The sequence below is a fragment of the Agrobacterium sp. V1 genome (genome assembly GCF_030518355.1).
GTDB classification, from domain to species: domain Bacteria; phylum Pseudomonadota; class Alphaproteobacteria; order Rhizobiales; family Rhizobiaceae; genus Agrobacterium; species Agrobacterium cucumeris.
This window is the reverse complement of the sequence record NZ_JAULSF010000002.1, coordinates 1,664,086-1,685,478: the sequence shown is the minus strand read 5'-3', so window position 1 is coordinate 1,685,478 and position 21,393 is coordinate 1,664,086. Positions and strand designations below refer to the sequence as shown.

22 protein-coding genes and 1 pseudogene are annotated in these 21,393 nt (G+C 58.3%); 16 read left to right on the top strand and 7 right to left on the bottom strand.

The window, feature by feature from the left end; all coding sequences use genetic code 11:
* Positions 1-6: 6 nt before the first annotated feature.
* The 4 genes from ggt to QSV77_RS21575 form a co-directional block, all read right to left on the bottom strand.
* Positions 7-1,761 carry a gamma-glutamyltransferase gene (ggt, locus tag QSV77_RS21590; protein ID WP_302735014.1) on the bottom strand — a complete coding sequence of 585 codons (1,755 nt, stop codon included), beginning with the start codon at positions 1,759-1,761 and terminating at the stop codon, positions 7-9.
* Between the two features lie 292 nt (positions 1,762-2,053).
* Positions 2,054-3,157 carry a DUF4037 domain-containing protein gene (locus QSV77_RS21585; protein ID WP_302735013.1) on the bottom strand — a complete coding sequence of 368 codons (1,104 nt, stop codon included), beginning with the start codon at positions 3,155-3,157 and terminating at the stop codon, positions 2,054-2,056.
* A gap of 110 nt (positions 3,158-3,267) precedes the next feature.
* Positions 3,268-4,170 (bottom strand): LysR family transcriptional regulator, encoded by a 903-nt coding sequence (locus QSV77_RS21580; RefSeq protein ID WP_302735012.1) that lies wholly within the window; start codon positions 4,168-4,170, stop codon positions 3,268-3,270.
* Positions 4,171-4,311: 141 nt separating this feature from the next.
* Positions 4,312-4,890, bottom strand: a complete 579-nt coding sequence (locus tag QSV77_RS21575) for a hypothetical protein (RefSeq protein ID WP_302735011.1) — start codon at positions 4,888-4,890, stop codon at positions 4,312-4,314.
* Between the two features lie 127 nt (positions 4,891-5,017).
* Here QSV77_RS21575 and QSV77_RS21570 point away from each other — a divergent pair, with 127 nt between their 5' ends.
* The 11 genes from QSV77_RS21570 (at position 5,018) to QSV77_RS21520 (ending at position 15,679) form a co-directional block, all read left to right on the top strand.
* Positions 5,018-5,356, top strand: coding sequence for a hypothetical protein (locus QSV77_RS21570; protein ID WP_302735010.1), 339 nt, complete (start codon positions 5,018-5,020; stop codon positions 5,354-5,356).
* A 26-nt stretch (positions 5,357-5,382) separates the two neighbouring features.
* The gene (locus tag QSV77_RS21565) at positions 5,383-6,396 is read left to right on the top strand and encodes a zinc-binding alcohol dehydrogenase family protein (protein ID WP_302735009.1); all 1,014 of its coding nucleotides are present in this window, start codon (positions 5,383-5,385) and stop codon (positions 6,394-6,396) included.
* Between the two features lie 110 nt (positions 6,397-6,506).
* Positions 6,507-7,226: an L-dopachrome tautomerase-related protein gene (locus QSV77_RS21560; protein WP_302735008.1), complete on the top strand. Its 720-nt coding sequence runs from the start codon at positions 6,507-6,509 to the stop codon at positions 7,224-7,226.
* Entirely contained in the window at positions 7,227-7,571 is a 345-nt protein-coding gene (locus QSV77_RS21555) for a hypothetical protein (protein WP_302735007.1), read from the top strand.
* A gap of 51 nt (positions 7,572-7,622) precedes the next feature.
* Positions 7,623-7,931 carry a putative quinol monooxygenase gene (locus QSV77_RS21550; protein WP_302735006.1) on the top strand — a complete coding sequence of 103 codons (309 nt, stop codon included), beginning with the start codon at positions 7,623-7,625 and terminating at the stop codon, positions 7,929-7,931.
* An 18-nt stretch (positions 7,932-7,949) separates the two neighbouring features.
* On the top strand, positions 7,950-8,090 hold the full coding sequence (locus QSV77_RS21545; protein WP_302735005.1) for a hypothetical protein: 141 nt from the start codon (positions 7,950-7,952) through the stop codon (positions 8,088-8,090).
* Between the two features lie 134 nt (positions 8,091-8,224).
* Positions 8,225-8,803: a nuclear transport factor 2 family protein gene (locus QSV77_RS21540; RefSeq protein WP_302735004.1), complete on the top strand. Its 579-nt coding sequence runs from the start codon at positions 8,225-8,227 to the stop codon at positions 8,801-8,803.
* Between the two features lie 203 nt (positions 8,804-9,006).
* Positions 9,007-10,977 (top strand): TonB-dependent receptor, encoded by a 1,971-nt coding sequence (locus tag QSV77_RS21535; RefSeq protein ID WP_302735003.1) that lies wholly within the window; start codon positions 9,007-9,009, stop codon positions 10,975-10,977.
* A gap of 2 nt (positions 10,978-10,979) precedes the next feature.
* Positions 10,980-14,876, top strand: coding sequence for a cobaltochelatase subunit CobN (gene cobN / locus QSV77_RS21530; protein ID WP_302735002.1), 3,897 nt, complete (start codon positions 10,980-10,982; stop codon positions 14,874-14,876).
* Between the two features lie 18 nt (positions 14,877-14,894).
* Positions 14,895-15,353, top strand: a complete 459-nt coding sequence (locus QSV77_RS21525; RefSeq protein WP_271362890.1) for a MotA/TolQ/ExbB proton channel family protein — start codon at positions 14,895-14,897, stop codon at positions 15,351-15,353.
* On the top strand, positions 15,353-15,679 hold the full coding sequence (locus QSV77_RS21520) for a DUF2149 domain-containing protein (RefSeq protein ID WP_271362892.1): 327 nt from the start codon (positions 15,353-15,355) through the stop codon (positions 15,677-15,679). The genes QSV77_RS21525 and QSV77_RS21520 overlap by 1 nt, the downstream gene beginning before the upstream one ends.
* A 359-nt stretch (positions 15,680-16,038) precedes the next feature.
* Here QSV77_RS21520 and QSV77_RS21515 read toward each other — a convergent pair whose 3' ends face one another.
* On the bottom strand, positions 16,039-16,344 hold the full coding sequence (locus QSV77_RS21515) for a hypothetical protein (RefSeq protein ID WP_046801073.1): 306 nt from the start codon (positions 16,342-16,344) through the stop codon (positions 16,039-16,041).
* Between the two features lie 259 nt (positions 16,345-16,603).
* Between QSV77_RS21515 and QSV77_RS21510 the strand changes: the two genes are divergently transcribed.
* The 4 genes and pseudogenes from QSV77_RS21510 (at position 16,604) to gst (ending at position 19,712) form a co-directional block, all read left to right on the top strand.
* Entirely contained in the window at positions 16,604-18,292 is a 1,689-nt protein-coding gene (locus tag QSV77_RS21510) for a dihydroxyacetone kinase family protein (protein WP_302735290.1), read from the top strand.
* A 39-nt stretch (positions 18,293-18,331) separates the two neighbouring features.
* The gene (locus tag QSV77_RS21505) at positions 18,332-18,511 is read left to right on the top strand and encodes a hypothetical protein (protein ID WP_142842982.1); all 180 of its coding nucleotides are present in this window, start codon (positions 18,332-18,334) and stop codon (positions 18,509-18,511) included.
* A gap of 35 nt (positions 18,512-18,546) precedes the next feature.
* Positions 18,547-18,839, top strand: a pseudogene (locus tag QSV77_RS21500) (hypothetical protein).
* 174 nt (positions 18,840-19,013) lie between these two features.
* Positions 19,014-19,712: a glutathione S-transferase gene (gene gst, locus QSV77_RS21495; RefSeq protein WP_302735001.1), complete on the top strand. Its 699-nt coding sequence runs from the start codon at positions 19,014-19,016 to the stop codon at positions 19,710-19,712.
* A gap of 127 nt (positions 19,713-19,839) precedes the next feature.
* Here gst and QSV77_RS21490 read toward each other — a convergent pair whose 3' ends face one another.
* Both QSV77_RS21490 and QSV77_RS21485 read right to left on the bottom strand, forming a co-directional pair.
* Positions 19,840-20,244: a VOC family protein gene (locus QSV77_RS21490; protein ID WP_302735000.1), complete on the bottom strand. Its 405-nt coding sequence runs from the start codon at positions 20,242-20,244 to the stop codon at positions 19,840-19,842.
* A 27-nt stretch (positions 20,245-20,271) separates the two neighbouring features.
* The gene (locus QSV77_RS21485; RefSeq protein WP_142842979.1) at positions 20,272-20,607 is read right to left on the bottom strand and encodes a cupin domain-containing protein; all 336 of its coding nucleotides are present in this window, start codon (positions 20,605-20,607) and stop codon (positions 20,272-20,274) included.
* A gap of 148 nt (positions 20,608-20,755) precedes the next feature.
* Here QSV77_RS21485 and QSV77_RS21480 point away from each other — a divergent pair, with 148 nt between their 5' ends.
* Complete coding sequence (locus tag QSV77_RS21480) at positions 20,756-21,301, top strand: MarR family winged helix-turn-helix transcriptional regulator (protein WP_271362899.1); 546 nt, start codon at positions 20,756-20,758, stop codon at positions 21,299-21,301.
* The last annotated feature ends 92 nt before the right edge of the window (positions 21,302-21,393 follow it).

The following is a 21,393-nucleotide window of genomic DNA, read 5'->3' as shown; positions in this document are numbered from 1 at the left end:
CGTTTCTCATTCCCCAACAACCACTCCTTCGCGTCGTGGATCGGCACTGCCGACGAAACCTCGAGCGGTTAGTTCGATAGCATGCAAACCGGAATTCATCTCACCCGGTTTCACCTCGTAGCCCAGTGCCTTCAGCGGACCGACCAGTTCTTCCGCGCTGGTACCGGCCTCTATGTCATAGGTGCCGAACCGGTTGATGAGATGCGGCTGGGCGACGATCGCTTCCACCGGCATGCCCCAGTCGATATAGGCGATCAGCGCCTGCGCCACATAGCCGATGATCTGGCTGCCGCCGGGCGAACCAATGGCGAGCAGCGGCTTGCCATCCTTCATCACGATGGTCGGGGCCATGGAGGAGCGCGGCCGTTTGCCGGGCTCGACGCGGTTGGCGATCGGCAGGCCGCCATTATGGGTCTTGAAGGAAAAATCCGTCAATTCGTTATTGAGCAGGAAGCCATTCGTCATAAGCCGCGAGCCAAAGCCGCTTTCGATCGTCGTCGTCATCGAGACCACGTTGCCCTCCTTGTCGGCAATGACAAAATGGCTTGTGGAGGGCAATTCGAGCGCGGCATCCCGGCCGAAAAGGAGCGCGTGGTCCCATTCCGGTTCGCCGGCCTTGACGGCATCGGTGGCCAATGCCTTGTCGCCGTCGAGCAGCTTTGCCCGCTCGCCCAGATAGGTCTTGTTCAGCAGACCCTTGATCGGCAATGGCACGAAATCGGTATCAGCGACGTAACGCTCGCGGTCGGCGAAGGCGAGACGCTGCGCATCGCCGATAATACGCCAGCTTTCGACATTTTTCGGCCCCAGGGACTTGAGATCAAAATTCTCCGCCATGCCGAGCATCTGGCCGATGGCGATGCCACCCGACGATGGCGGTCCCATGCCGCAAACATCAAGAGTACGGTAGGTGAAGCAGACCGGCTCGCGCTCGATAATGCGATAGTTGGAAAGATCGGAAAGCGACAGCACGCCGGGATTGTCGGTCGTCTCGCGCACAGTCTTGACGATCGCCTCGGCAATTCTCCCCTTGTAGAAGGCATCGGCGCCACCTTTGGAGATTGCCGCAAGCGTCTCGGCATAGGCCGGGTTCTTCAACGCGGCGCCGGCCTGGAGGGGCGCTCCGGAGGCGTCAAAAAAATAGGAGCGGGCCTCATATTTTTTCAACCGATCGCCCTCGGACGCGATCAGGGAGGCAAGGCGCGGCGACACTTTGAAACCCTCGGTCGCCAGCTTTTCCGCCGGCTTCAGCAGGCTTGCCCATTCCGCCCTTCCATAGCGTTTATGGGCTTCCTCTAAAAGTCGTACCGTTCCCGGCGTGCCGACGGAACGGCCGCCGATTACGGCGTCCATGAATTTAAGCGGCTGACCTTTGTCATCCAGGAAGAGCTTTGGTGAGGCCTCCATCGGCGCCGTCTCCCGGCCGTCCAACGTCGTCAGCTTGCCGCTTTTCGCATTGTAATAGACGAGGAAGGCTCCGCCGCCGAGACCGGAGCTTTGCGGTTCAACGAGGCCCAGCACGGTCTGCACCGCCACCATGGCATCTATGGCGTTGCCGCCCGCGGCGATCACATCGCGCCCAGCCTCGGCTGCCAGCGGATTGGCTGCCGCGACCATGAAGCTTCCCGACTCGACACGTCTGGCCGTCGCGATATCAGTCGCCTTCTCGGGCGCGACCATGTCGGACGCCTGCTGGGCGGAGGCGATAGCGCTGGAAAGCATGAGGGCGAGAAAAGCCTCAGCGAGAAATCTTACTTCCATTAGATTTATCCTCCAGAGGCGCGTCATCGGTAATGTAAGCAGGGCATCCAACTGAGCTAACAGGCAGATCGAACCCGCAATGACTGAGATACGGATGACTTCCGAACTCGTCCTTCGCTCTCCGAAAAGACGCCAGCCTCTGGCACTATGATGGCTGCTTCGCCACATGTCCATCATGTCTAAGGGTCGATATCCCGTTGGAAAATTGAAAGGCGTTGAGGTGGCATCGCTGCTTAAGTCGTCACCGAGTGCCCCGCCAGACGCAGATATTGCAGACGTAGCAAGTTTCTCATTAGCCGCCGATGTCTTCGGCCAATTCGAAAAGCGAAGCGGTCGCGGCGCTTGAATACGCTGGAACAGCGAGGAGGAAATTGCTGGTCAAAAACTGATCGGCTGCCCCGAATTCCGGCAATTGACGCAACGTTTCATCCTTGATCTTGGAGCGGAGCGCGGAAAAAATCGCAAGAGAATCGACAAATTGGTATGGCCTGGCGTTTATCGCACCCATCTTCGGTGCAATGGCGCCAGGGATGCCGTTTGTAATCTGTAATTCAGCCACAAAGCGGCAAGCCTCGATCAGTCCGTTCTCCCGCCCTTTCCAATTTTCAGCGCGCATCACGCGATCCAGCAACGGTTTGAGATCAGATGCGCAATCCAGTTCGGAAAAAGCTGTCCCAAACCATTTGGGATAAGGCGCGTATCGGCGTTCGATCAGCATAGCAAGACGCATGATATTCCCGACCATTCGTCCTGCAATGACACGCGAGCCAATGTCGTCGCCAGCATCGCCAGTGCGGCCGACATAAGCGCGCTCTTCGGCAATGCGGCCCCACTGTGCCGCCAGCTTGTAGAGCCAGACATCGCGGGGAAAATAGGCGAGACGCCTGCGCAGTGATGTCAATTCACCAAAATCATCGCGAAAGACCGCGCCTGCGGTAACGGTCAAGAATGTTTGCTCCGAATAGGATAGCCAGTCTTGTACTGTCAGTTCGTCTGGAAACTGACGGCCCCAGAACCGGTCACACCAGGCTGCAACTGTATAAAGCTCAGCACCGTGATCTGCACCCAACATCCCTGAACCTGGATTTTCTGCCGGTGGCCGGACATTGGTTGAGTAACGGACGGGCCAGCCTTCGAATGATGGCGGTAAACCGGCGTCCAGTCTCTTCATGATGTCCGGTGCAATCGTGGAGAAGCCCGTTGCAGGAAGGAAAAGTTGCACACATGGACCGTAATCATGGTCTGCGGAGATCTCGGAATCGAAACCAAGAATTTCCGAACCCAGGCCGATACGCGCTGCGGCATAAGACAGATGCGGGAAGTTCTCATGAAGGATGGGGGCAACGATCTTTTCATAAAAGCGCTGCGATAGGCCAATTCCAATTCCTTGAGCCATTGTCTTTCACCTGCTTTGATCATGCCTGAAAAGGGACGAAACCATGAGTTTTCCCGCTCAGTCGAAATCCGTGGCCAAAGCTTTGGAGCGGCAGGATTGAAAAGTGCCTTTTACGGTTTCGCGATGTGCACAGTAGACAGCGCCTTGGCAATACGATCAATCAACATCCGAACGCGCCGCGGCTGCACAGCGCTCGGTGGATAGACGATTTGCAATGCCGTGCTGCCGGCGGCAAAGTCCGCGAGTAATTCGACAAGCGTACCCGAAGCTAGGTCGGCATCCACATCGCGGATGGATTTTAGTGCGATTCCACGGCCCTGCCGGCACCAGTCGCGCACCACTCCACCGTCATTCACCACTCGCCGCCCACGCACGGCAACCTTGCGCATCGCGCCATCGATGACAAATGGCCATTCGCGATCAAGATTTTGGCCGAAACGCATGATGATACAGTCGTGTTGCGCCAGGTCATCCGGATGCTCCGGTGTGCCGTTTTCTTGGAGATATGATGGTGCCGCGCAGACGATGCGCCGGTTTTCACCAAGAGACCTCGCCCGCATGCTGCTGTCGGCGAGAAGGCCGTGCCGAATAGCAAAATCGATGCCTTGTCCAACCAGATCCAGATTACCGTCTGTGAGATTGAGATCAATCGTTACGGCGGGGTGCTCGTCCAGGAATGTATCGATGATCGGCAATAGCAGCCGGCGGCCGATGTCCTCCGGGGCACTGATCCGGATCGGCCCGGAAATGACGTCTACGCCGTGGCGTACGCGGCTTTCAAGCTCCTCGGCCTCGGCCAGAAGCCGTCGCGCTCCATCGACAAGAGCCTTTCCCTCTTCCGTCAAGCTTATTGCCCGCGTCGTGCGGGTCAGGAGCGTTGCGCCGTAATAGGCCTCCAGCGATGCGAGACGCTCCGAGACGGTTGCTGCCGAAAGGCCTGCTTCACGCCCGGCCACGGAAAGGCCGCCCTTCTCCACGATACGCAGGAAGAGGGAAAGATTATCGAGAAGCATATTTCGGCCTTTCCGAAGACTGTTTTCGAAACCCACTCAATTATCTGGAAAGTACAGCATTGTTATCGGGTGGCAAGAAGGAGGTGTTGTGCACCTCGACCATGCCGGCATCGTCAGCCGCTTTCTCGAGGGGGAGGTGAATTAAAGGCCCATGACCATCCTCGTGTGCACAAGGTCAGATGCGCGCGGGGTAATTGTTCCCACAAGGCCAGCATAGAGTTCGATCTCGCCAAGGATCACACCATGTTCCGTGGTCAAGACGGCTTCATGCGTTCCTGCGATAAAGCGGATATGGCTGTCGTAAATTACCTGCTCGACCCTGCCGCCATTCACCTCAGCATTTGTGACCACTCTTTCGAGCACCTCGATCCGCGTGACTGGGCGGGAGAAGTAGTGTCCGTGAAAATGCGGATAGCCCTTGAAAGGGTATTGCCCTTGGCCGGGAACCGCGATCCGTTGCCCAGCCTCTGATGGAACGGAAACTCGAGTGACGCACAGTTGGTGATAGTCATCGCCGAGGCTCGTCTGGTGCCATTCCGTCGATATCTCGATGAATTCTCCACAATATGCCGCTCCTGCACTGAAATCCCCGGTTGGGATGGCAAGGACGTGAGCTCCGACGAACATTCTGCCCTCATGCGTCAACCCAGCCGACGTCCGGGACGAAAGAAACGTGATGCTGTGGCCGAGCAGGTCTGTAAGATGATGAAGTCCTGACATCTGCAACGCAAACTCCTGTCTTCAAGCGGGAAAAAGATGAAGGGCGATTATGTAGCAGGGAGGGAGGAAATTATAATACGGAATATCCGAATTATAATTTTGGTTTTATGTCAATTATCAAAATACCATGAATGAAACTACCTTGAGCGGGTGTTCAACGACGCTTGCCCAAGGAAGTTGCCATGAGCAGTCATTCCATCGTCACCATTGTCTTTGCGATATCTCTGGCGGCGTCTGCAGCCCAACATTGGCTGCGGATTTTGCGTTCACCGGTCCTGATATCAGCGAGGGCGCTGCGATCAAGCCCGCCCGCTGGTCGAAAGCACACTACACAGTACATGCGTTGAAAACCGGGAAACTGGAGGTTCCGGCAGGCGCAACCGCGCCACTCACCGGCTTCTTCATCTACCAAAACACAATTGCGACCGCGACTCTGGGTGTTACCGCGGGACCGCGTCAGCAGTAATCCACTATAGAAACAGGAAGAATGTTATGCGAGCCGTTGGCTACCATATTCCGCAATCCATCGACGCCAAAACGGCGCTTGTCAATTTCGACCTGCCGCGCCCCGAACCAACCGGACGCGACGTTCTCGTTGAGGTGAAGGCCGTTTCGGTCAATCCGGTTGACACCAAGATCCGTGCTTCGGCGAAGCCGGAGCCCGGCCAGTGGAAGGTGCTGGGCTGGGATGCGGCCGGCATCGTCACCGCCGTCGGTCCGAAGGTGACGCTCTTCAAGCCTGGCGACGAAGTCTTTTATGCCGGCGCGATCAACCGCTCCGGCACCAATGCGGAATATCATCTCGTTGATGAGCGTATCGTCGGTAAAAAGCCGGCCACGCTTGATTTTTCGGCCGCAGCCGCCCTGCCGCTGACTTCGATCACTGCCTGGGAAATGTTGTTCGACCGTCTGGATGTGAGCCGTCCCGTACCCGGTGCTGCAAATGCCATTCTCATTATCGGCGGTGCCGGTGGTGTCGGTTCCATCGCGATCCAGATCGTCCGGGCGCTGACGAATCTCACCGTCATCGCGACCGCTTCGCGACCAGAAACGCAGGACTGGGTGAAGGCGCTCGGTGCCCATCATGTCATTGACCACCGCAAGCCGCTTGCTGCGCAGGTGGCGGCGCTGGGTGTCGGCCAGCCGGCATTTGTCTTCTCCACGACGAATACCGACGATCACCTGAGCGAGATTGTTGACTTGATAGCGCCACAGGGCCGCCTCGGCCTGATTGACGATCCAAGGGAACTTAGTGCCCTGCCGCTGAAGCGCAAATCGATCTCGCTGCATTGGGAACTGATGTTCACCCGCTCGCTCTATGCGACGGCTGATATCGAGAAGCAGCATGAGCTTCTGAACCGCATCGGCGCACTCGTCGACGAAGGCAGGATCAAATCGACCCTCAACGAGAGTTTCGGCGCGATCAACGCGGAAAATCTCAAACGGGCCCACGCACTGATCGAATCCGGCAAGGCCAAGGGAAAGATCGTTCTCGCCGGGTTCTAACAGAAACAGGAAACGGGCGTCTTACGGCGCCTGCCATCACACCATCTCCGGTTCCATAACCGCAGTTCATACGAAACGGCGCAGGAACCCTGTTGTCGAAAGGACAGCTTATGATCAAACACACTTTATCGGTAGTCGCAGTCTCGTTTCTCTTTGCCACCGCTGCCATTCCCGCAATTGCACAGACCGCGGTTGCTCCGCAGCTCGATGTTGTTGCCGCTCTTGAAAGCCGCCCCGGCAATGTCGCCGTTTCAAGCGGCGGGCGCGTCTTTACCACTCTTCACCCGCTTGGCTCACCGGCCATGCAACTGGTGGAAATTGTCGATGGAAAACCCGTCGCCTACCCCAATGCGCAGTTGCAGCGTAAGGGCGGGAAATCTTCCGATGCCACGTTTGATACATTGCTCGGTCTCGTCTTCGACAAGAACGATCGCCTGTGGGTGATGGATATGGGGCTGGATATCGGCAAGACCCGGGTGTGGGCGATCGATATCGGGACCGGCGCTGTTGTGGAAAAAATCGAAGTTCCCGCGGATGTCGCGCCGAAGGGAAGTTTCGCACAGGATCTAGCAGTCGATGAGACCAATGGCTGGGTTTATCTTGCCGATATTGCCAATCCCGGCATCATCGCCATCAATCTGAAAGACAAAAGCGCACGCCGCTTCGGTGGACATCCGTCGCTGCAGGCCGAAGATATCGACATGGTCATCGATGGCAAGGTTACGCAGTTCGGGGGCAAGCCCGCGCGGGTGGCCGTCGATCCCATTACGCTTTCCAGCGATCGTGAGACGCTGTTCTTCGGGCCGATGAACGGAACGAGTTGGTACTAGGTGCCGGCAAATCTTTTCCGTGAGGGCAAGGATGATACCGCCATTGGCGCCGCCATCCGGAAAGCCGCGGATAAGCCCGTCAGTGACGGTGCGGTGACCGATGCGCAGGGAAGCCACTACTTCGGCGACCTGCAGAACCACGCAGTCGTCAAAGTACAGGCAGGCGGCACAGCGCCCGAAACGCTGGTGAAGGATAAGCGCATTCTGTGGCCCGACAACATCGCACTGGGTCCGCAAAACTGGATCTATGTCTCGGCAAACCAGCTCAATTCGACGCCAGCCTTCACCGGTGCGGGCGACGAAGGAAAGCCACCCTTCTTCATCTATCGCTTCAAGCAGGACTGATCGGGCGGCCGACGTTCATCGGCCTGCATAACTCACAAGGACATCAGCATCATGAATATGACTGCCGAGAAAATCATATCGATCGCCATCTTGAAGGCGAAGCCCGGTAAACGGGAAGCTTTGCGGGAAGGCCTGCTCAAGCTCATCGAGCCGACCCGCCAGGAGGTGGGAAACCTCGATTATGTTCTATTCGAGCTGAAGAATGAAACGGGCACTTTCTATATGCGCGAGGCTTTCACGAACCAGGATGCGCTCGATGATCATTTCAAAGCCCCATACTTCCAGGCGTTTGCCGCAACCATCGAGGATCTTCTCGAAGAACCCCTTCGCCTGATCTTCCTGGATCAAGTTTCGTCCTGACTTTCAAAGGAATTGAACGTGAATACCGATATTGAGAAGATCCGGACGCTGCTGCGCCTCAGCCCGTCAAGCACCAATATCCAGCCCTGGCAGGCCGACTACAATGCAGACCTGCCCAAATCACGACTGCCGGCCAACAGCATCCTGGCCGAGGTTTGAATCTGTCGGCCCCGAGATGCCGGTCGCATCAAGTGGCCTGCCCATAGGCTTCCCGTCACTTAACCCAGATTTCGCAAGATTTACCCTTTTAGAGCATTCCGGAGAGCGTCAGTTCTCCTGAAGGAGGAATAAACGTGAATAAAATCATCAGGATCACACTTGCATCTATCGCTCTTTCGGTTCCGACGCTGGCTTCTGCGGGATCATCTCAGGAGGCAAATAGTTCGGACACGCCCAGCGTTCGAAACGCCGAAGCGCTATCCTCCAACAGTGTTACCAGCATCTCTGCGACCGCCGACGAGAAACAACGGGTTCTGGATATTGTCCGCAAATATACCCGGAGCGTGAATGAGGGCGATGTACGGCCGGAAATCATCGATGAACTGTGGGAACACAGTCCGGATGTCTCCAATATCAATATCAGAGGACATCAGAAGGGGTTTGAAGAAATCAAAAGCGGCTTCTATGCGCCCCTGTTTGACGTCCTGACCGACCGCAATCTGCGAATGGTGACCGACGAGCGGGAGCCTGCCATCTACATTTTCGACAATACCGCGATTGTGGAGTTTTACTGGAAGATTGACGCCAAGCTCAAGGAAGGAGAAAAGCCGATCAGTGGTGCCGGTCGCGAGACCCATGTCCTTAGAAAGACGGATAACCACTGGAAGCTGGTGCACCTGCATTATTCAGGCATGCCGGTGAAGGGTTTCTAACCGCTTCCTGGATACGGGCGCGTTTGCTGTCTCATGATTGTTAGACAGTTGGTTTTGGCAACGCGCTCAGACCTGACCAGCACACCAAAGGTGGACAGCGGACCTTGGGTGTTGACAAAATATTAATGCTGCCTTAGCTGTTCCGGAAACACATGTTATGATATAACATATCTAATTGCTTGCCATATACCGGAAGGCTATCGATGAACCGCCGTTGCCTGTTACATACGTTAATGCTTGCCGCTTCCGTTTCTGGAGGCGCGATTGCCAAAGCCCAGACCATAGAACCGACGACAACCGTGCTCGACCCGATCGTTGTCACGACCACGTCGGGCAAGCGTTTCCTGCAGGATGCACCGGCCAGCGTCACCGTCGTGACGGGAGAGGAGCTGCGCGAGCGGCCGGTTCACGACCTTGCCGCCGCAGTCGAGGGTACGCCGGGCGTACAGATCACCGGGGTGGGCCTTGGCCGCAAGGGTATCTCCATTCGAGGCATGTTGCCGGACCAAACCCTTGTGCTTGTCGACGGGATGCGGATCAGCGGCTCGGCGTCGGCAATCGCGCATTCGGATTTTGAGCTAGGTTGGGTGCCGGCTGAGGCGATCGAGCGGGTTGAGGTGGTGCGCGGACCAATGTCCTCGCTCTACGGATCGGAGTCGCTCGGCGGCGTGGTCAATATCATTACCCGAAGTGCCACCGACAAATGGCACAGCTCGTTTTCCACTCTCGGCACCCTGCCGGGACGCGGGCTTGGTGGTGACGGCTATAATTTTTCAGCCTATGCCGGCGGCCCAATCGTTCCGGGTGTTCTCGGGCTCAACCTCTGGGGAGCGTTCAAGGGGCGTACCGAGCTGGCCTCCGGTCAGGATGTGCGCATCTCGTCGATGAATGACGAGAAGGCTTTCATGGGTAATGCGGCGCTGACATGGACACCGGATGAGCGCCAGCGCATCGATCTTTCTTATGGCGCCGGCTTTGAAGAGCGCTGGAGAAACAGCGGGTCCGGTACCGGACGGTTCCCGACCTTTTATCGCTCGGATGATGATATATGGCGCCAGCGCATTTCGCTGTCCCATCAGGGTGACTGGGACTGGGGCTCAAGCCGTGTTCGAATTTACAACAGCACTCTGGAACGCAAGAACAGGCGCAGCGACGGCGCCCCGACGTCAGATCCGCAGGAGCTGATCGATACGGTCGGTGACGCCCAGGTCAGTTTTTCACCCTTTGACAGCCATCGGTTCACGGTCGGTACTGAAGTTCGGCAGGAGCGGCTGAGGGACACGACCGTCAACAGGACCGGCCGGGCGGATCAGATGCATTACGCCGGATTTATCCAGGACGAGATTTCTCTTGGCGAAAAATGGGAGATGGTCCTGGGTGGTCGATTTGACCATCATGAAGCTTTCGGCTGGCATGCAAGTCCACGCGCCTATCTTCTCTATCACGCCGATGAAGCGCTGACTTTCAAAGGTGGCGTCGGCGCCGGCTTCAAGGCACCGACGCTGAAGCAGCTTTCGGCGGGCTATGAAGCGATTGGCGGGGGCGGCCGTTTTACCATCGTCGGCAATCCCGATCTTGAGCCGGAGACCAATCTCTCCTTTGAGGCCGGTGTCGAGTACCAGCGCGATATCTGGTCGGCCCATGCAACGGTTTTCCAGAACGATGTCGAAAACCTCATCCAGACTGTCTGCATTTTGCGTTGCGACCGCGCCTCGGGTGCGGTGCGCACCTACGAGAACGTGGACAAGGCACGCATAAGGGGCATTGAATTGGGTGGTGGCGTTGAGCTTCCCTGGGACCTGAAGCTGGACGTCAACTACACATTTCTCGACCCTTTCGACAGGACGACGGGCGAACGCCTGCCCGACCGCTCCAAGCACATGGCAAACGCCACGCTCGCCTGGTCGCCGCTGGACAATCTGACAACCTCCTTCAAGGCTCAATATGTCGGCACGCAGGACTATAGCGAAACGATCCGTGGAGCGGTCGTCAAACGAGAACGGCCCGATTACGTGATCCTGTCTGCCTATGCGGACTATCAGTTCCACGAAAATGCCAGCCTGCAATTCGGTGTCGAAAACATTACGGATGTCCGGCTTGCAGATGAAACAGGCGGTTATACCTTTGTGGATGAAGGCCGGCGCTACTTCGTTGGCCTGCGGGCGACGTTCTGACCATGCGCCTCTTTCACCTGCTGCCACTCGTGCTCACCCTGCTGGTCTCTCCCGCCGCGGCTCAGGAACCGGCTGCCACCGACCGTCCGCTCGTACGCGTGCTGACCAACAGCTTCGTGCTGCCAGAGAAGTTTCGCGGGCTGAAGCCGCTTGCGGCAGAGGAGGGCGTCACCCTGGATTCCATTGATGTCGAGGCCGCGACATCATCGCCCGATGAATGGCTGGCCGGTGCCGATCTTATCGTTCTTGATGTGCCGAGGCCCAGTGATCGTGCGCGTGTCGAGGAAGCACTCGGCACAAGACTGGCATCGTCTGTGGCGCCGGTCATCACGATCGGCGGCGGACGCCCGGCATGGCGGCAGATCAGCCCGGACGATGCCCGTATGTTGCTCGGTTATTATGCCGGAGGCGGCCGGGAGAATTTTCGCAATTTCTTCGCTGCGGTCCGCCTCTGGAAAACGGGTGGTGATCTTTCAGCGCTGCCTGCCGTTGAGCATCGGTCTGAAACGGGCTTCTGGCACCCGGATGCACCGCATGTGTTTCAAACACTCGAAGCATATCTGACCTGGGGTGAGAAACGTTGGCCCAAGGCTGCCGGGCGGGTTGGTTTTATCGTGGGGTCGAGCGCGATTGGCAACATGCAGACCGGGTTTCTGGATGGGTTGGTCAAACGCGCGGAGGCGGCCGGGCTCATCCCTGTCATGTTCTGGTTTGATGGTGAGGATGCGCATGGTCTCACAGATATCGCACGTCCGGCACGGCTGGATGCGATCGTCAATCTCACCCACCTGCGTGGCGGGCAGGCCCGCAGCGCCGAATTCCTCGATCTGGACATTCCCGTCATCCAGACTGTCGGTTACCGCGAGGGTGGAGCCGCGGCTTGGGCGTCGGCGGCATCGGGTATCCCGGCGCGTACGAGCGCCGTCTTTCTGGCCGGGCCGGAAGGTTGGGGCATGATTGATCCACTCGTTCTGACGGCGGTGGAAAATGGGGTCGAAGTTGCCCTGCCGGCACAAGTGGACGCACTTATGGGCAAGCTGGTGCGCATTGCCGCCCTGCGGCACAAGCCCGCCGTGGACAAACGCCTGGCGCTGTTGTTCTGGAATTATCCGACCGGTGAAAAGAATCTCGGCGCATCCAACCTCAATGTGCCACTCAGCATCGAGACGATGGTTCAGGCTTTGGGCGGCGCAGGTTACGACGTGCCAGCGCTCGCCGAGAAGGAGATGATCGATGCGGCCCAGGCCATGCTGGGCGGCCTTTATCGCACCGTTGCGCTTGAAGATTTGCTGGCAAGGGATCTCGCGGCGGTTTTTCCGGTCGCCGATTACAAGCGCTGGCTTGAAAAGCTGCCGGTATCCAAACGCCACGCTTTTTCCCATGGCGGAGATCCCGGCAGGCACTGGGCCGTGCGCATGGTGGAGGGCGTGCCAAGTTTCATCATCCCACGCCTGAAGCGCGGCAAGCTCGTCATCATGCCGCAGATGCCGCGCGGGGAAACGCCCGGCGCGCATTATCACGATACGGCGTCTCCGCCTGATCACCTCTACATGGCCGCTTATCTTTATCTACGCGAAGCGGTCGGCGCTGACGCCATCATACATCTCGGCACACACGGTACGCAGGAATGGCTTCCGGGCAAGGACCGCGGGCTGGCTGCCGATGACGAGCCGTTTCTGGCGGTCGGCGATGTGCCCGTCTTTTATCCCTATATCCAGGACAATGTCGGCGAGGCCCTGCAGGCAAAGCGGCGCGGAAGGGCAGTCACGATCAGCCATCAGACGCCGCCCTTCCTGCCTTCCGGCCTTTATGACGAACTGCGCGACCTCCATCATCTCATCCACGATTATGTTCAACTGGACGAGGGGGCGACGCGTGACGGAACCGTTGCCAGGATCGTCGACGCGGCTGTGGCGGCGGGCATGCATGCCGATCTGGGATGGACTGAAGACGCCGCGCGGGCGGAGTTTGGCGCATTTCTTTCCAAACTGCACGATCATCTTCATGAACTGGCGCGCACTGCGATGCCGCTTGGCCTTCACACATTTGGCAAACCCTCCGATCCCGACCAAAGGCTCGCGACGATCATGCAACAGCTCGGCCACCCCTTTTACGATGCAGTGGGTGCGGGTGGCGATGAGCTGTTCGTGGATGATTTTTCGAAACTCAAGGAGACGAAACCCTTCGCCACACTTCATCAGTATCTGCGAGAGGGCAAGGATCGCGCTGGGTTGGAGCCGTCTTTGCAGGAGTTTCTGACACGCGCCGACAGGCTGGATGCAAACCTTGCAACGCCGGGCGAAACCGAGGCACTGCTAGCCGGACTGGAGGGCCGCTTCGTGGCGCCCGGCGCAGGTGGCGACCCGATCCGTAACCCGGAGGTCAAGAGCGGCAAGAACCTCTATGCCTTCGAGCCGGACAGGATACCGACGGCAGCGGCGTTCGATGCCGGGGCGGAAGCCTTCAACCAGCTTGTCGCGTCCTTCCGCAAGGATAATGGTGGTGAATTTCCGCGCAAGATCGCGTTCAGCCTCTGGTCTTCGGAAGCGATCCGCCATCTCGGCGTCACCGAGGCGCAGGTGCTCCATGCGCTCGGTCTTCGCCCTGTCTGGGATGAGGGCGGACGCCTGCGCAGTCTGGAGATCGTGCCGGTGAAAGAGCTTGGCCGACCGCGCGTCGATGTCGTGGTGCAGGTGACGAGCGTCTATCGGGACCAGTTCGACGGTTTTATGCGGCTGCTCGCCGGGGCCATCGAGCGTATTGCCGCCATGGATGAGGAAGACAATCCGGTTGCGGCCAACAGTTCCCGCATTGCCGCGGCACTCGAGCAAAAGGGTCTGCCCGGCGCGCAGGCACGCGAGCAGGCCGATCTGCGCATCTTCTCGAGTGCACCGGGAAGCTACGGCACGGGCCTGCCGCATCTGGCGCTTGATTCCACAGCATGGGACGACGATTCGGCACTGGCTGAGCGTTTCCTCGCCAGCACACAGTTCGCCTATGGCGCGCGACGCTGGGGGGAAGCTTCGCAGGGCGGCAATCTCTTTGCCGAACAGTTGAGAGGCGCGCAGGCTGCGGTCATGTCACGGTCATCCAATCTTCATGGCGTGCTTTCCACCGACCATCCATTCGAATTTCTCGGAGGGTTGTCGGTGGCGATCCGGCATCTCGACGGAACGGCCCCATCGCTTTACATCTCCGATCTTCGCAGCGCCGGCGCCACGCGCACGGCGTCACTCGCAGGTTTTCTGTCTGACGAGTTGCGTGTTCGCTACCTTAATCCGAACTGGATCGAAGGCATGAAGGCGGAGGGTTATGCCGGTACGCTGGAAATGCTGAACGCCGCCAACAATCTTTTCGGCTGGCAGGTGGTCGATCCGTCGACCGTGCGCGCCGACCAGTGGCAGGCCATGTTCGACACCTATGTTGCCGACAAACGCGATCTTGGCATCAATGCCTATTTCGAGGCCCATAATCCGTCGGCGCAGGCCCAACTCATGGAGCGCATGATCGAAGCGATCCGCAAGGGCTACTGGGACGCGCCGGAGGAAACCCGCCGGCAGATCACCGAGCGCTGGCAGGCGCTTGCTTCGGATCATGGCGTTGCGGTCGGGGCCGAAGCGACGAAAGCCTTCGTCGAACGCATGGCGGCAGGTTTTGGCCTTGCCGTGGCCGCGCCCCGCGGGACGGAAACGCCGATGGATGCACCAGCCAACGCGGATGGCGCGCCAACTGCCGTAACCTCGACAGCCGTTGCCGGGCAGGTGCTCGGAGAGGTCCAGCCCGCCGGCGAGACACAGGATCGCTGGCAGCCCTGGCTGACCCTGTCGATCATATTCGGCCTGACCCTGTGCGGCGCCGGCTTGCAATGGCGCATGAATGCCGCGCGCTCCAACCCATGAACCCTCCGAACGGATATTATGAACAGTCTCGAACTCAGCCTTTATGAGGCTTCCCGCCTCTTCCTTTTCCCCATTCTCCTGCTGATTGCGGCAGCTCTTGCCTATGCGTTCGTGTCGCTCGGCATGTTCCTTGCCGAAGCCTTGCAGCGATGGCGCGGCAGTCACCGCACTGTTCTTGAGGCTGGTCACTCGGACGATATCGAGCTGGCGATCATGAAGCGGCTCGAACTGCTTAGGATCGTCTCACGCACCGCGCCCATGCTGGGGCTTGTCGCGACGATGATCCCGATGGGGCCCGCGCTTCTTGGCCTTGGCCGCGGGGATGCAGCATCGGTGGGCGAGAACCTCGTCGTTGCGTTTTCTTCCGTCATCCTGGCTCTTGTCGCCGCAAGCATCACCTTCTTCATTCTCACGATCCGCCGGCGCTGGTTGCTGGAGGAGTTGCGTGTGATCGAGCGTGCACGGGGGGTGGTCTGATGCGCTTTCTCGACCATGACGAGGCCGACGATCCCATTCTCTCCGTCGTCAACCTGATCGATCTCTTTCTTGTGGTGATCGGTATCCTGATGATCGTCATCATCCAGAATCCGCTCAACCCGTTTTCGTCGCAGAAGGTGACGGTGGTCGAGAATCCCGGTGAGCCGGATATGCGGATCACCGTCAAGGACGGGCAGGAACTGACCCGCTACAGCGCCAGCGGCGCAATTGGCGATGGGCAAGGCGTTCGTGCTGGCGTCACCTATCGTCTTGACGACGGGCGGATGATTTACGTGCCTGAGGACGCGAATACTCCGGCGCGTTGATCAAGATTACGAATGTTTCCGCCTGACGATGGAGATGGCCATGTGTGCGGCTTAGCGCATCATGGCTGTAACGCGGTCGGGATTGGGTTCGGGCTGATTTACTCGAATGGAACCGAAACCGCTGGTGTCGTCGGCAATCCCTCATAGCTTACGGTAATCGTCTGCCCGGCCTCGAGAGGGAAGAGTGGCGAAAAGGAACCGATGCTCACAAGGTCTCCAGCCTTCAGGCTGCGTCCGGATGCGGCAAAGCCCTGCACCAGCCAGAGCACGACATTGAGTGAATGCCTATACCGCCGGTCGGCGATCGAGAGACGACGATCGACAATGCTCTCTATATCGGAGCGTGGCCGTACCCTCGCTCATATCCCCGATCCATCGAGCTCGCGATCATCCTCGCCTTTCCAGGGAGATGGCATTGCGAGACCGTCGGCATTGGCGAGGGGGACCGGCATCCAACACTTCAATTCCGGCTCGGCATATTCGATGATCCGGCCCGGCGACGAGTCTGAAGCGCGCCAGCCTTCCGAGCCGAACCGGTCGCTCTTGGCCCAATAGGCAAGATCTACCTGGGCTGGTCCCTGTTCTGACGAGCGTATCGTTACGAGGATCCGGTTACCGTTTTTCGGCGCACTTGCCATGTGGCGCCATTGCTGTGCCTCGTCCATCATCTTCCTCCCTGTCATTTGCTACAAGTGTCACCTCACCATTGAAAACGGTCAACTCAAACTTTGCGGCGGCGATTGGTTTACAAACCAGCAGCCCATCCATGCCGGGCGTTTTTCTCGCAACATTTATTGGGCAGCGGTTCGCACGTGATGAATGCCCGAGCTTGAAATTGGCCGGGAGATCGTGCTTGTTCAGGGCCAGCAGGGCGCGCGGCTCGTCCTCCACCAGCAACCGGCGACCCGAATCGAGGAATACGGCATGAAGAAGCTCATCAACGACCCATCCGCCGTCGTGCGGGACATGCTCGAAGGTGTGGTGGCGTTCAGCCCTGCCACAGTCCTGCTTGCAGACGAGAATGTCGTTATCCGCTCCGGCCTTCCGGAAACGGAAAAGCGCAAGGTGGCGGTTCTGTCGGGCGGCGGCAGTGGGCATGAGCCGGCTCATGCAGGTTATGTCGGCGCGGGCATGCTGACTGTTGCCGTGGCAGGCGATGTCTTCACATCGCCAAGCACCGATGCGGTTCTTGCCGGTATCAGGGCTGCGGCTGGACCCGCTGGTGCTCTGGTCATTGTCAAGAATTACACGGGTGACCGGTTGAATTTCGGACTGGCAGCCGAACTGGCAAGGGCTGAGGGAATTCCGGTCGAGATTGTGGTCGTTGCCGATGATGTTGCATTAAAGGACACGGTTCCCGCTGATCGTCGCCGGGGTATTGCAGGCACAATCCTTGTTCACAAGCTCGCTGGCGCGGCCGCGGAGCGGGGACTTCCCCTGCATGAAGTGGCTCGGATTGCACGGGACGCTGCCGACAGAACATCCTCCATGGGTATATCGCTCGGTTCCTGCACGCTGCCCGCCGTGGGCAGGCCGGGTTTTGTGCTTGGCGAAGCGGAAATCGAAGTCGGGCTTGGAATTCATGGCGAACAGGGTGTCCGGCGGATGCCTATAGCATCGAGTGACGAGCTTGTGAAACTGGTCCTAGAAACGATTAAAGCCGATGGCAGGCTAAAGAGCGGAGACCGGGTCGCGTTGCTGGTCAACGGGCTGGGATCGACGCCGCCAATGGAACTCGCAATCGTGGCGCGATCTGCGGTCGCGCAACTGGAAGAAATGGGTGTCGTGGTTGAGCGGGCGTGGGCCGGCACCTTTCTTTCCGCTCTGGATATGCCGGGTTTTTCGTTGTCGCTCATGCATGTCGACGAGACAGCGCTCGGCCTCATCGACGCACCAACCGATGCCGGCGCATGGCCACGCGGCGGTGTGGTGAACCGAGAGCGGATCCTGCCCTCGGCAAGGGCCGAGAAAAGCCTGCCTGCCGGAAACAAGATGACCGCAGCCGGTGATCGCCTGCGCTCCACCGCAGATCGGATTGCCAAGATCTTGATTGCAGCAGAGCCCAAATTAACCCAGCTTGACAGTGTTGCGGGTGATGGTGACCTTGGCGCAAGCATGGTTCGTGGTGCCGAGGCGATCCTTGCACTGCCAAAGGAAAACTTCGGCGATGTTGCCGATGGGCTGATGGCGATGGCGAATGCGATGCGCAGGGCGATTGGCGGAAGTTCTGGTCCCTTTTACGCGACGGCTTTGATGCGCGCCTCGCGCCATCTTGCCGGGATTGAAAGCCCGACGGCTCAGCAGATGGCGGAAGCATTTGTGGCGGCGGTTGTCGCGATCTCGGAACTTGGCGGTGCGAAGCCAGGGGACCGCACGATGATAGATGCGCTTCATCCGGCGGCAGAAACGTTTCGGGATAAACTTGCAGCGGGAGCTTCGACGGAAGAGGCCTGGCGGTCCGCAGTGGCGGCGGGCGTTGCGGGCGCCGAGGCAACGACATCCATGAAGCCACGGCTCGGGCGCGCCAGTTATCTCGGTGAACGGGCTGTCGGCCACCCCGATGCGGGCGCAGTCGCCGTCAGCATCTGGCTTGAAGCAATCGGCAGGGAATAGCCGGTGGACGATACGTCCACTCGTAGCTTGGGGGAAATCATGATCGCCGCTTATATCGACGAATTCATCATGTTTTGTGCCGGTCTGTGGATGACCGCCGTAGGTTTCGGTCATCTGCCCCTATCGAAAAATCCGACGCAGCCGCCGGTGGTTCGTCACTTCAGGTGGATGGGTCCGTTGCTGCTCGCTATTGCGGTCATTTTGGCCGCTGCGTCATAGGGGCACCGTCAGATGCGCTCGGGATCTGTTTTGCAATGAACATCATGCTGGCCTGCACCTCGTGCGGATTGGACGAAACCGAATCTGTCATCCATTTCGGCTCGTATATTCTGCGATGTGCCACTTGCGGCCAGCACCTTGTCGCGACATCGTTCATGGCGATGCTGAATTCGGATGACGAGTGTTCAGCCTTTATCGATCCAGGCCCTGGAAAAACGCCTTCGCCGGAAACGCTTGTCGCGCGCGGACCGCTCCGGTTGATTGCACAATCAGCGCCGTGGCGACTGACGGAACCCTGATACGCGTGATCTTCGAACCAAAGGATTGAAGTCGCGGCTGATAGCTCTGAGCCCAGGCGCGCCCGGTTGTCATCGTCAGCAATGCGTTAGAACATCGAGCCGACGGCTGCGTGCAGCGACTCGTCTTTCCTTACAGGGGCGCCGTGGTGGAACTGGCGATAGCCAGTGCCGTTAGTGGTTTGCGTAATGAGCAGGAGGACGATATGAGCGATTTCGACCTATATTACTGGCCAGTTCCGTTCAGAGGCCAGTTCATCAGGGGAATTCTGGCCCATGGCGGGTGCTCCTGGGATGAACACGGTACCGATGCGATAGACGATATTATGCATCGTGAGGTGGGAAAACAGCCGATAGCTTTCATGGGGCCGCCGGTCCTGATTGATCGCCAGCGCAATTTCGCAATCTCTCAGATGCCGGCAATAGCCATCTATCTGGGTGAGCGGCTGGATATCCTGCCGGCGGCGGCTGAGGGCCGCGCGCTCAGTGCCAAGGTCGTAAACGACGCCAATGACGTCCTTGATGAGCTGACACTCAATGGCGGGCGCGAGATGTGGACGCGAGAAAAATGGCAGGAGTTCGTCCCGCGTTTGCAGAAGTGGCTGCGCATTTTTGAAGATACCGGGGCAAGAAACGGTCTGACCGCTCGCTCCGGGTTTATGCTTGGAACGGAAAAAGCCGGCGTCGCAGATATCGTTACCGCCCTGCTGTGGACGACGATGGCTGACCGCTTTCCAGTCATTAAAGGCATTATCGAAGATACTTCGCCAGTCATCTGGGGCCTTTCCAGTCGGCTGGGGGCTACAGCTCCGCTGGCCGCCTTGAGCCGCCGGAGTTTCGAAGACTACGGTGATGCTTATTGCGGAGGAGAGATTGAAAAATCACTCCGCAAAGTTACGGGCTAAGCGCAAATATATCTGGCAATCTGCTGCGCGGTGTGATGTCCGCGCGGCAGGGTTTTTGGGAGAGTCATGCGGGCCGGCAAAGGCGTTACAGCACCCGAATTATAGTGCCCGAAATGCTGATCACAGGTCAGCCGTCATCGCCCAAATTCATGTAGGCGGGTTCGAATACGTGACCATCGGGATCGGCGAAGGTGCGGAGATACATGAAACCCAAATCCTGCGGCTCTCGAACATCCGCTTGCCCGCCAACCTTTGCCGCGGCCTCGACCATGGCGTCGACCTCGTCTCGGCTGTCGCGCGAAAGGGCGATCAGCATGCCATTTGTTGTGTGGGCATCGGCGATCGGTTTGGTGGTGAAGGTTTTATAATAATCATGCTGCAGAAGCTGGAAGGTGATGGTCTCAGACCACACCATCGAGCTTGCGACTTCGTTGGAGAACTGCTCGTTCTTCGTACAGCCGATTGCCTCATAGAAGGCGGTTGAGGCAGCCAGATCTTTCACCGGCAGGTTCAGGAAAATCATCTTGGCCATTGTCTTTCTCCTCAAGGTGGAAAGGGATTACAGAAAAGTCTGCTGGAAGGTCTCACTCGGATGGATGCAGATGATCTCCAGCCGGTCAGCGCCGATATTTTCGAAGCGGTGGGGGATATTGGCAGGTCCGACAATGATGTCACCGGATGAACCACGCGCCTGGCTGTCGCCGATGGTGAATTCGACCTCGCCTTTTCGGACGACCCATGTTTCCGGATAGGGATGAACATGCAGATCAGGGCCGCGACCCGGATCGGCGCTGACGAGAAAGATGGATACGCCGCTTCCGTATTCGCATCCTTCATAACGTACCGTTCGGCTCTCGCCAGCTTTCGGTTCCTGATGACGGCGGATTGAAAACATCTGATCTCCTCCCTGAGACAAAACTATCTTCGCGAGAAGATATATGCAGGATTTATCTTCCTGTCAAGATATCTATCTTCTCGCAAAGATATATTCACGGAAGAGGTAAAGCCGTATATGGTTTTCAGAGTGGTGATGGGGTGATGAGATGAAGCAGGCGATGCCGGACGCGACGACGGATCGGACGATTGAAACTGACAGGGAAGATCATGTCGACCGTCTGCGTGGCCAATGGGCGCAGGAACTGCCCGATATCAATACGGAGCCGATGGCCATCTTCGGACGCGCCAAACGGCTGAGCAACCTTCTGGCGCCGTCTATCGAAGAGACGTTTGCCCGCTTCGGCCTTGATCGTGGCGAATTCGATGTTATCGCGACATTAAGACGGTCGGGAGCGCCCTACCAGTTGACGCCGACGGAGATGTACACAACGCTGATGCTCTCTTCGGGTGGCCTGACGCACCGGCTTGACCGATTGGAAAAGGCCGGGCTCATCGAGCGCAGAAAATCGAGGCTTGATGGGCGCAGTGTCGTCGTCTGCCTTGCGCCGGCCGGCATTGAGCTGGCCGAAAAGGCGTTTCGCGAAGACATGGCAAGCGAGGTGGATTTCCTGCAGGGCCTCAGCCCGCAGGAGCGCGAAAATCTTGCTGCGCTGCTGAAAAAGCTGGTGCTGGATATCGAGTCTCGATTGTAGCTTTCGGTGCGGATTTTAGCAGGTACCGCTGAAGATATGTATTGGCGAAACCATTTGTCGCGACCCGCCACGCAGCCGTGAAACCTTTCAAA

Excerpts from the sequence above, each read along its gene's own strand:
- ggt (WP_302735014.1), bottom strand. The coding sequence starts at position 1,761 with ATGGAAGTAAGATTTCTCGCTGAGGCTTTTCTCGCCCTCATGCTTTCC.
- QSV77_RS21585 (WP_302735013.1), bottom strand. The coding sequence starts at position 3,157 with ATGGCTCAAGGAATTGGAATTGGCCTATCGCAGCGCTTTTATGAAAAG.
- QSV77_RS21580 (WP_302735012.1), bottom strand. The coding sequence starts at position 4,170 with ATGCTTCTCGATAATCTTTCCCTCTTCCTGCGTATCGTGGAGAAGGGC.
- QSV77_RS21575 (WP_302735011.1), bottom strand. The coding sequence starts at position 4,890 with ATGTCAGGACTTCATCATCTTACAGACCTGCTCGGCCACAGCATCACG.
- QSV77_RS21570 (WP_302735010.1), top strand. The coding sequence starts at position 5,018 with ATGAATGAAACTACCTTGAGCGGGTGTTCAACGACGCTTGCCCAAGGA.
- QSV77_RS21565 (WP_302735009.1), top strand. The coding sequence starts at position 5,383 with ATGCGAGCCGTTGGCTACCATATTCCGCAATCCATCGACGCCAAAACG.
- QSV77_RS21560 (WP_302735008.1), top strand. The coding sequence starts at position 6,507 with ATGATCAAACACACTTTATCGGTAGTCGCAGTCTCGTTTCTCTTTGCC.
- QSV77_RS21550 (WP_302735006.1), top strand. The coding sequence starts at position 7,623 with ATGAATATGACTGCCGAGAAAATCATATCGATCGCCATCTTGAAGGCG.
- QSV77_RS21535 (WP_302735003.1), top strand. The coding sequence starts at position 9,007 with ATGAACCGCCGTTGCCTGTTACATACGTTAATGCTTGCCGCTTCCGTT.
- cobN (WP_302735002.1), top strand. The coding sequence starts at position 10,980 with ATGCGCCTCTTTCACCTGCTGCCACTCGTGCTCACCCTGCTGGTCTCT.
- QSV77_RS21525 (WP_271362890.1), top strand. The coding sequence starts at position 14,895 with ATGAACAGTCTCGAACTCAGCCTTTATGAGGCTTCCCGCCTCTTCCTT.
- QSV77_RS21520 (WP_271362892.1), top strand. The coding sequence starts at position 15,353 with ATGCGCTTTCTCGACCATGACGAGGCCGACGATCCCATTCTCTCCGTC.
- QSV77_RS21515 (WP_046801073.1), bottom strand. The coding sequence starts at position 16,344 with ATGGACGAGGCACAGCAATGGCGCCACATGGCAAGTGCGCCGAAAAAC.
- QSV77_RS21510 (WP_302735290.1), top strand. The coding sequence starts at position 16,604 with ATGAAGAAGCTCATCAACGACCCATCCGCCGTCGTGCGGGACATGCTC.
- QSV77_RS21505 (WP_142842982.1), top strand. The coding sequence starts at position 18,332 with ATGATCGCCGCTTATATCGACGAATTCATCATGTTTTGTGCCGGTCTG.
- gst (WP_302735001.1), top strand. The coding sequence starts at position 19,014 with ATGAGCGATTTCGACCTATATTACTGGCCAGTTCCGTTCAGAGGCCAG.
- QSV77_RS21490 (WP_302735000.1), bottom strand. The coding sequence starts at position 20,244 with ATGGCCAAGATGATTTTCCTGAACCTGCCGGTGAAAGATCTGGCTGCC.
- QSV77_RS21485 (WP_142842979.1), bottom strand. The coding sequence starts at position 20,607 with ATGTTTTCAATCCGCCGTCATCAGGAACCGAAAGCTGGCGAGAGCCGA.
- QSV77_RS21480 (WP_271362899.1), top strand. The coding sequence starts at position 20,756 with ATGAAGCAGGCGATGCCGGACGCGACGACGGATCGGACGATTGAAACT.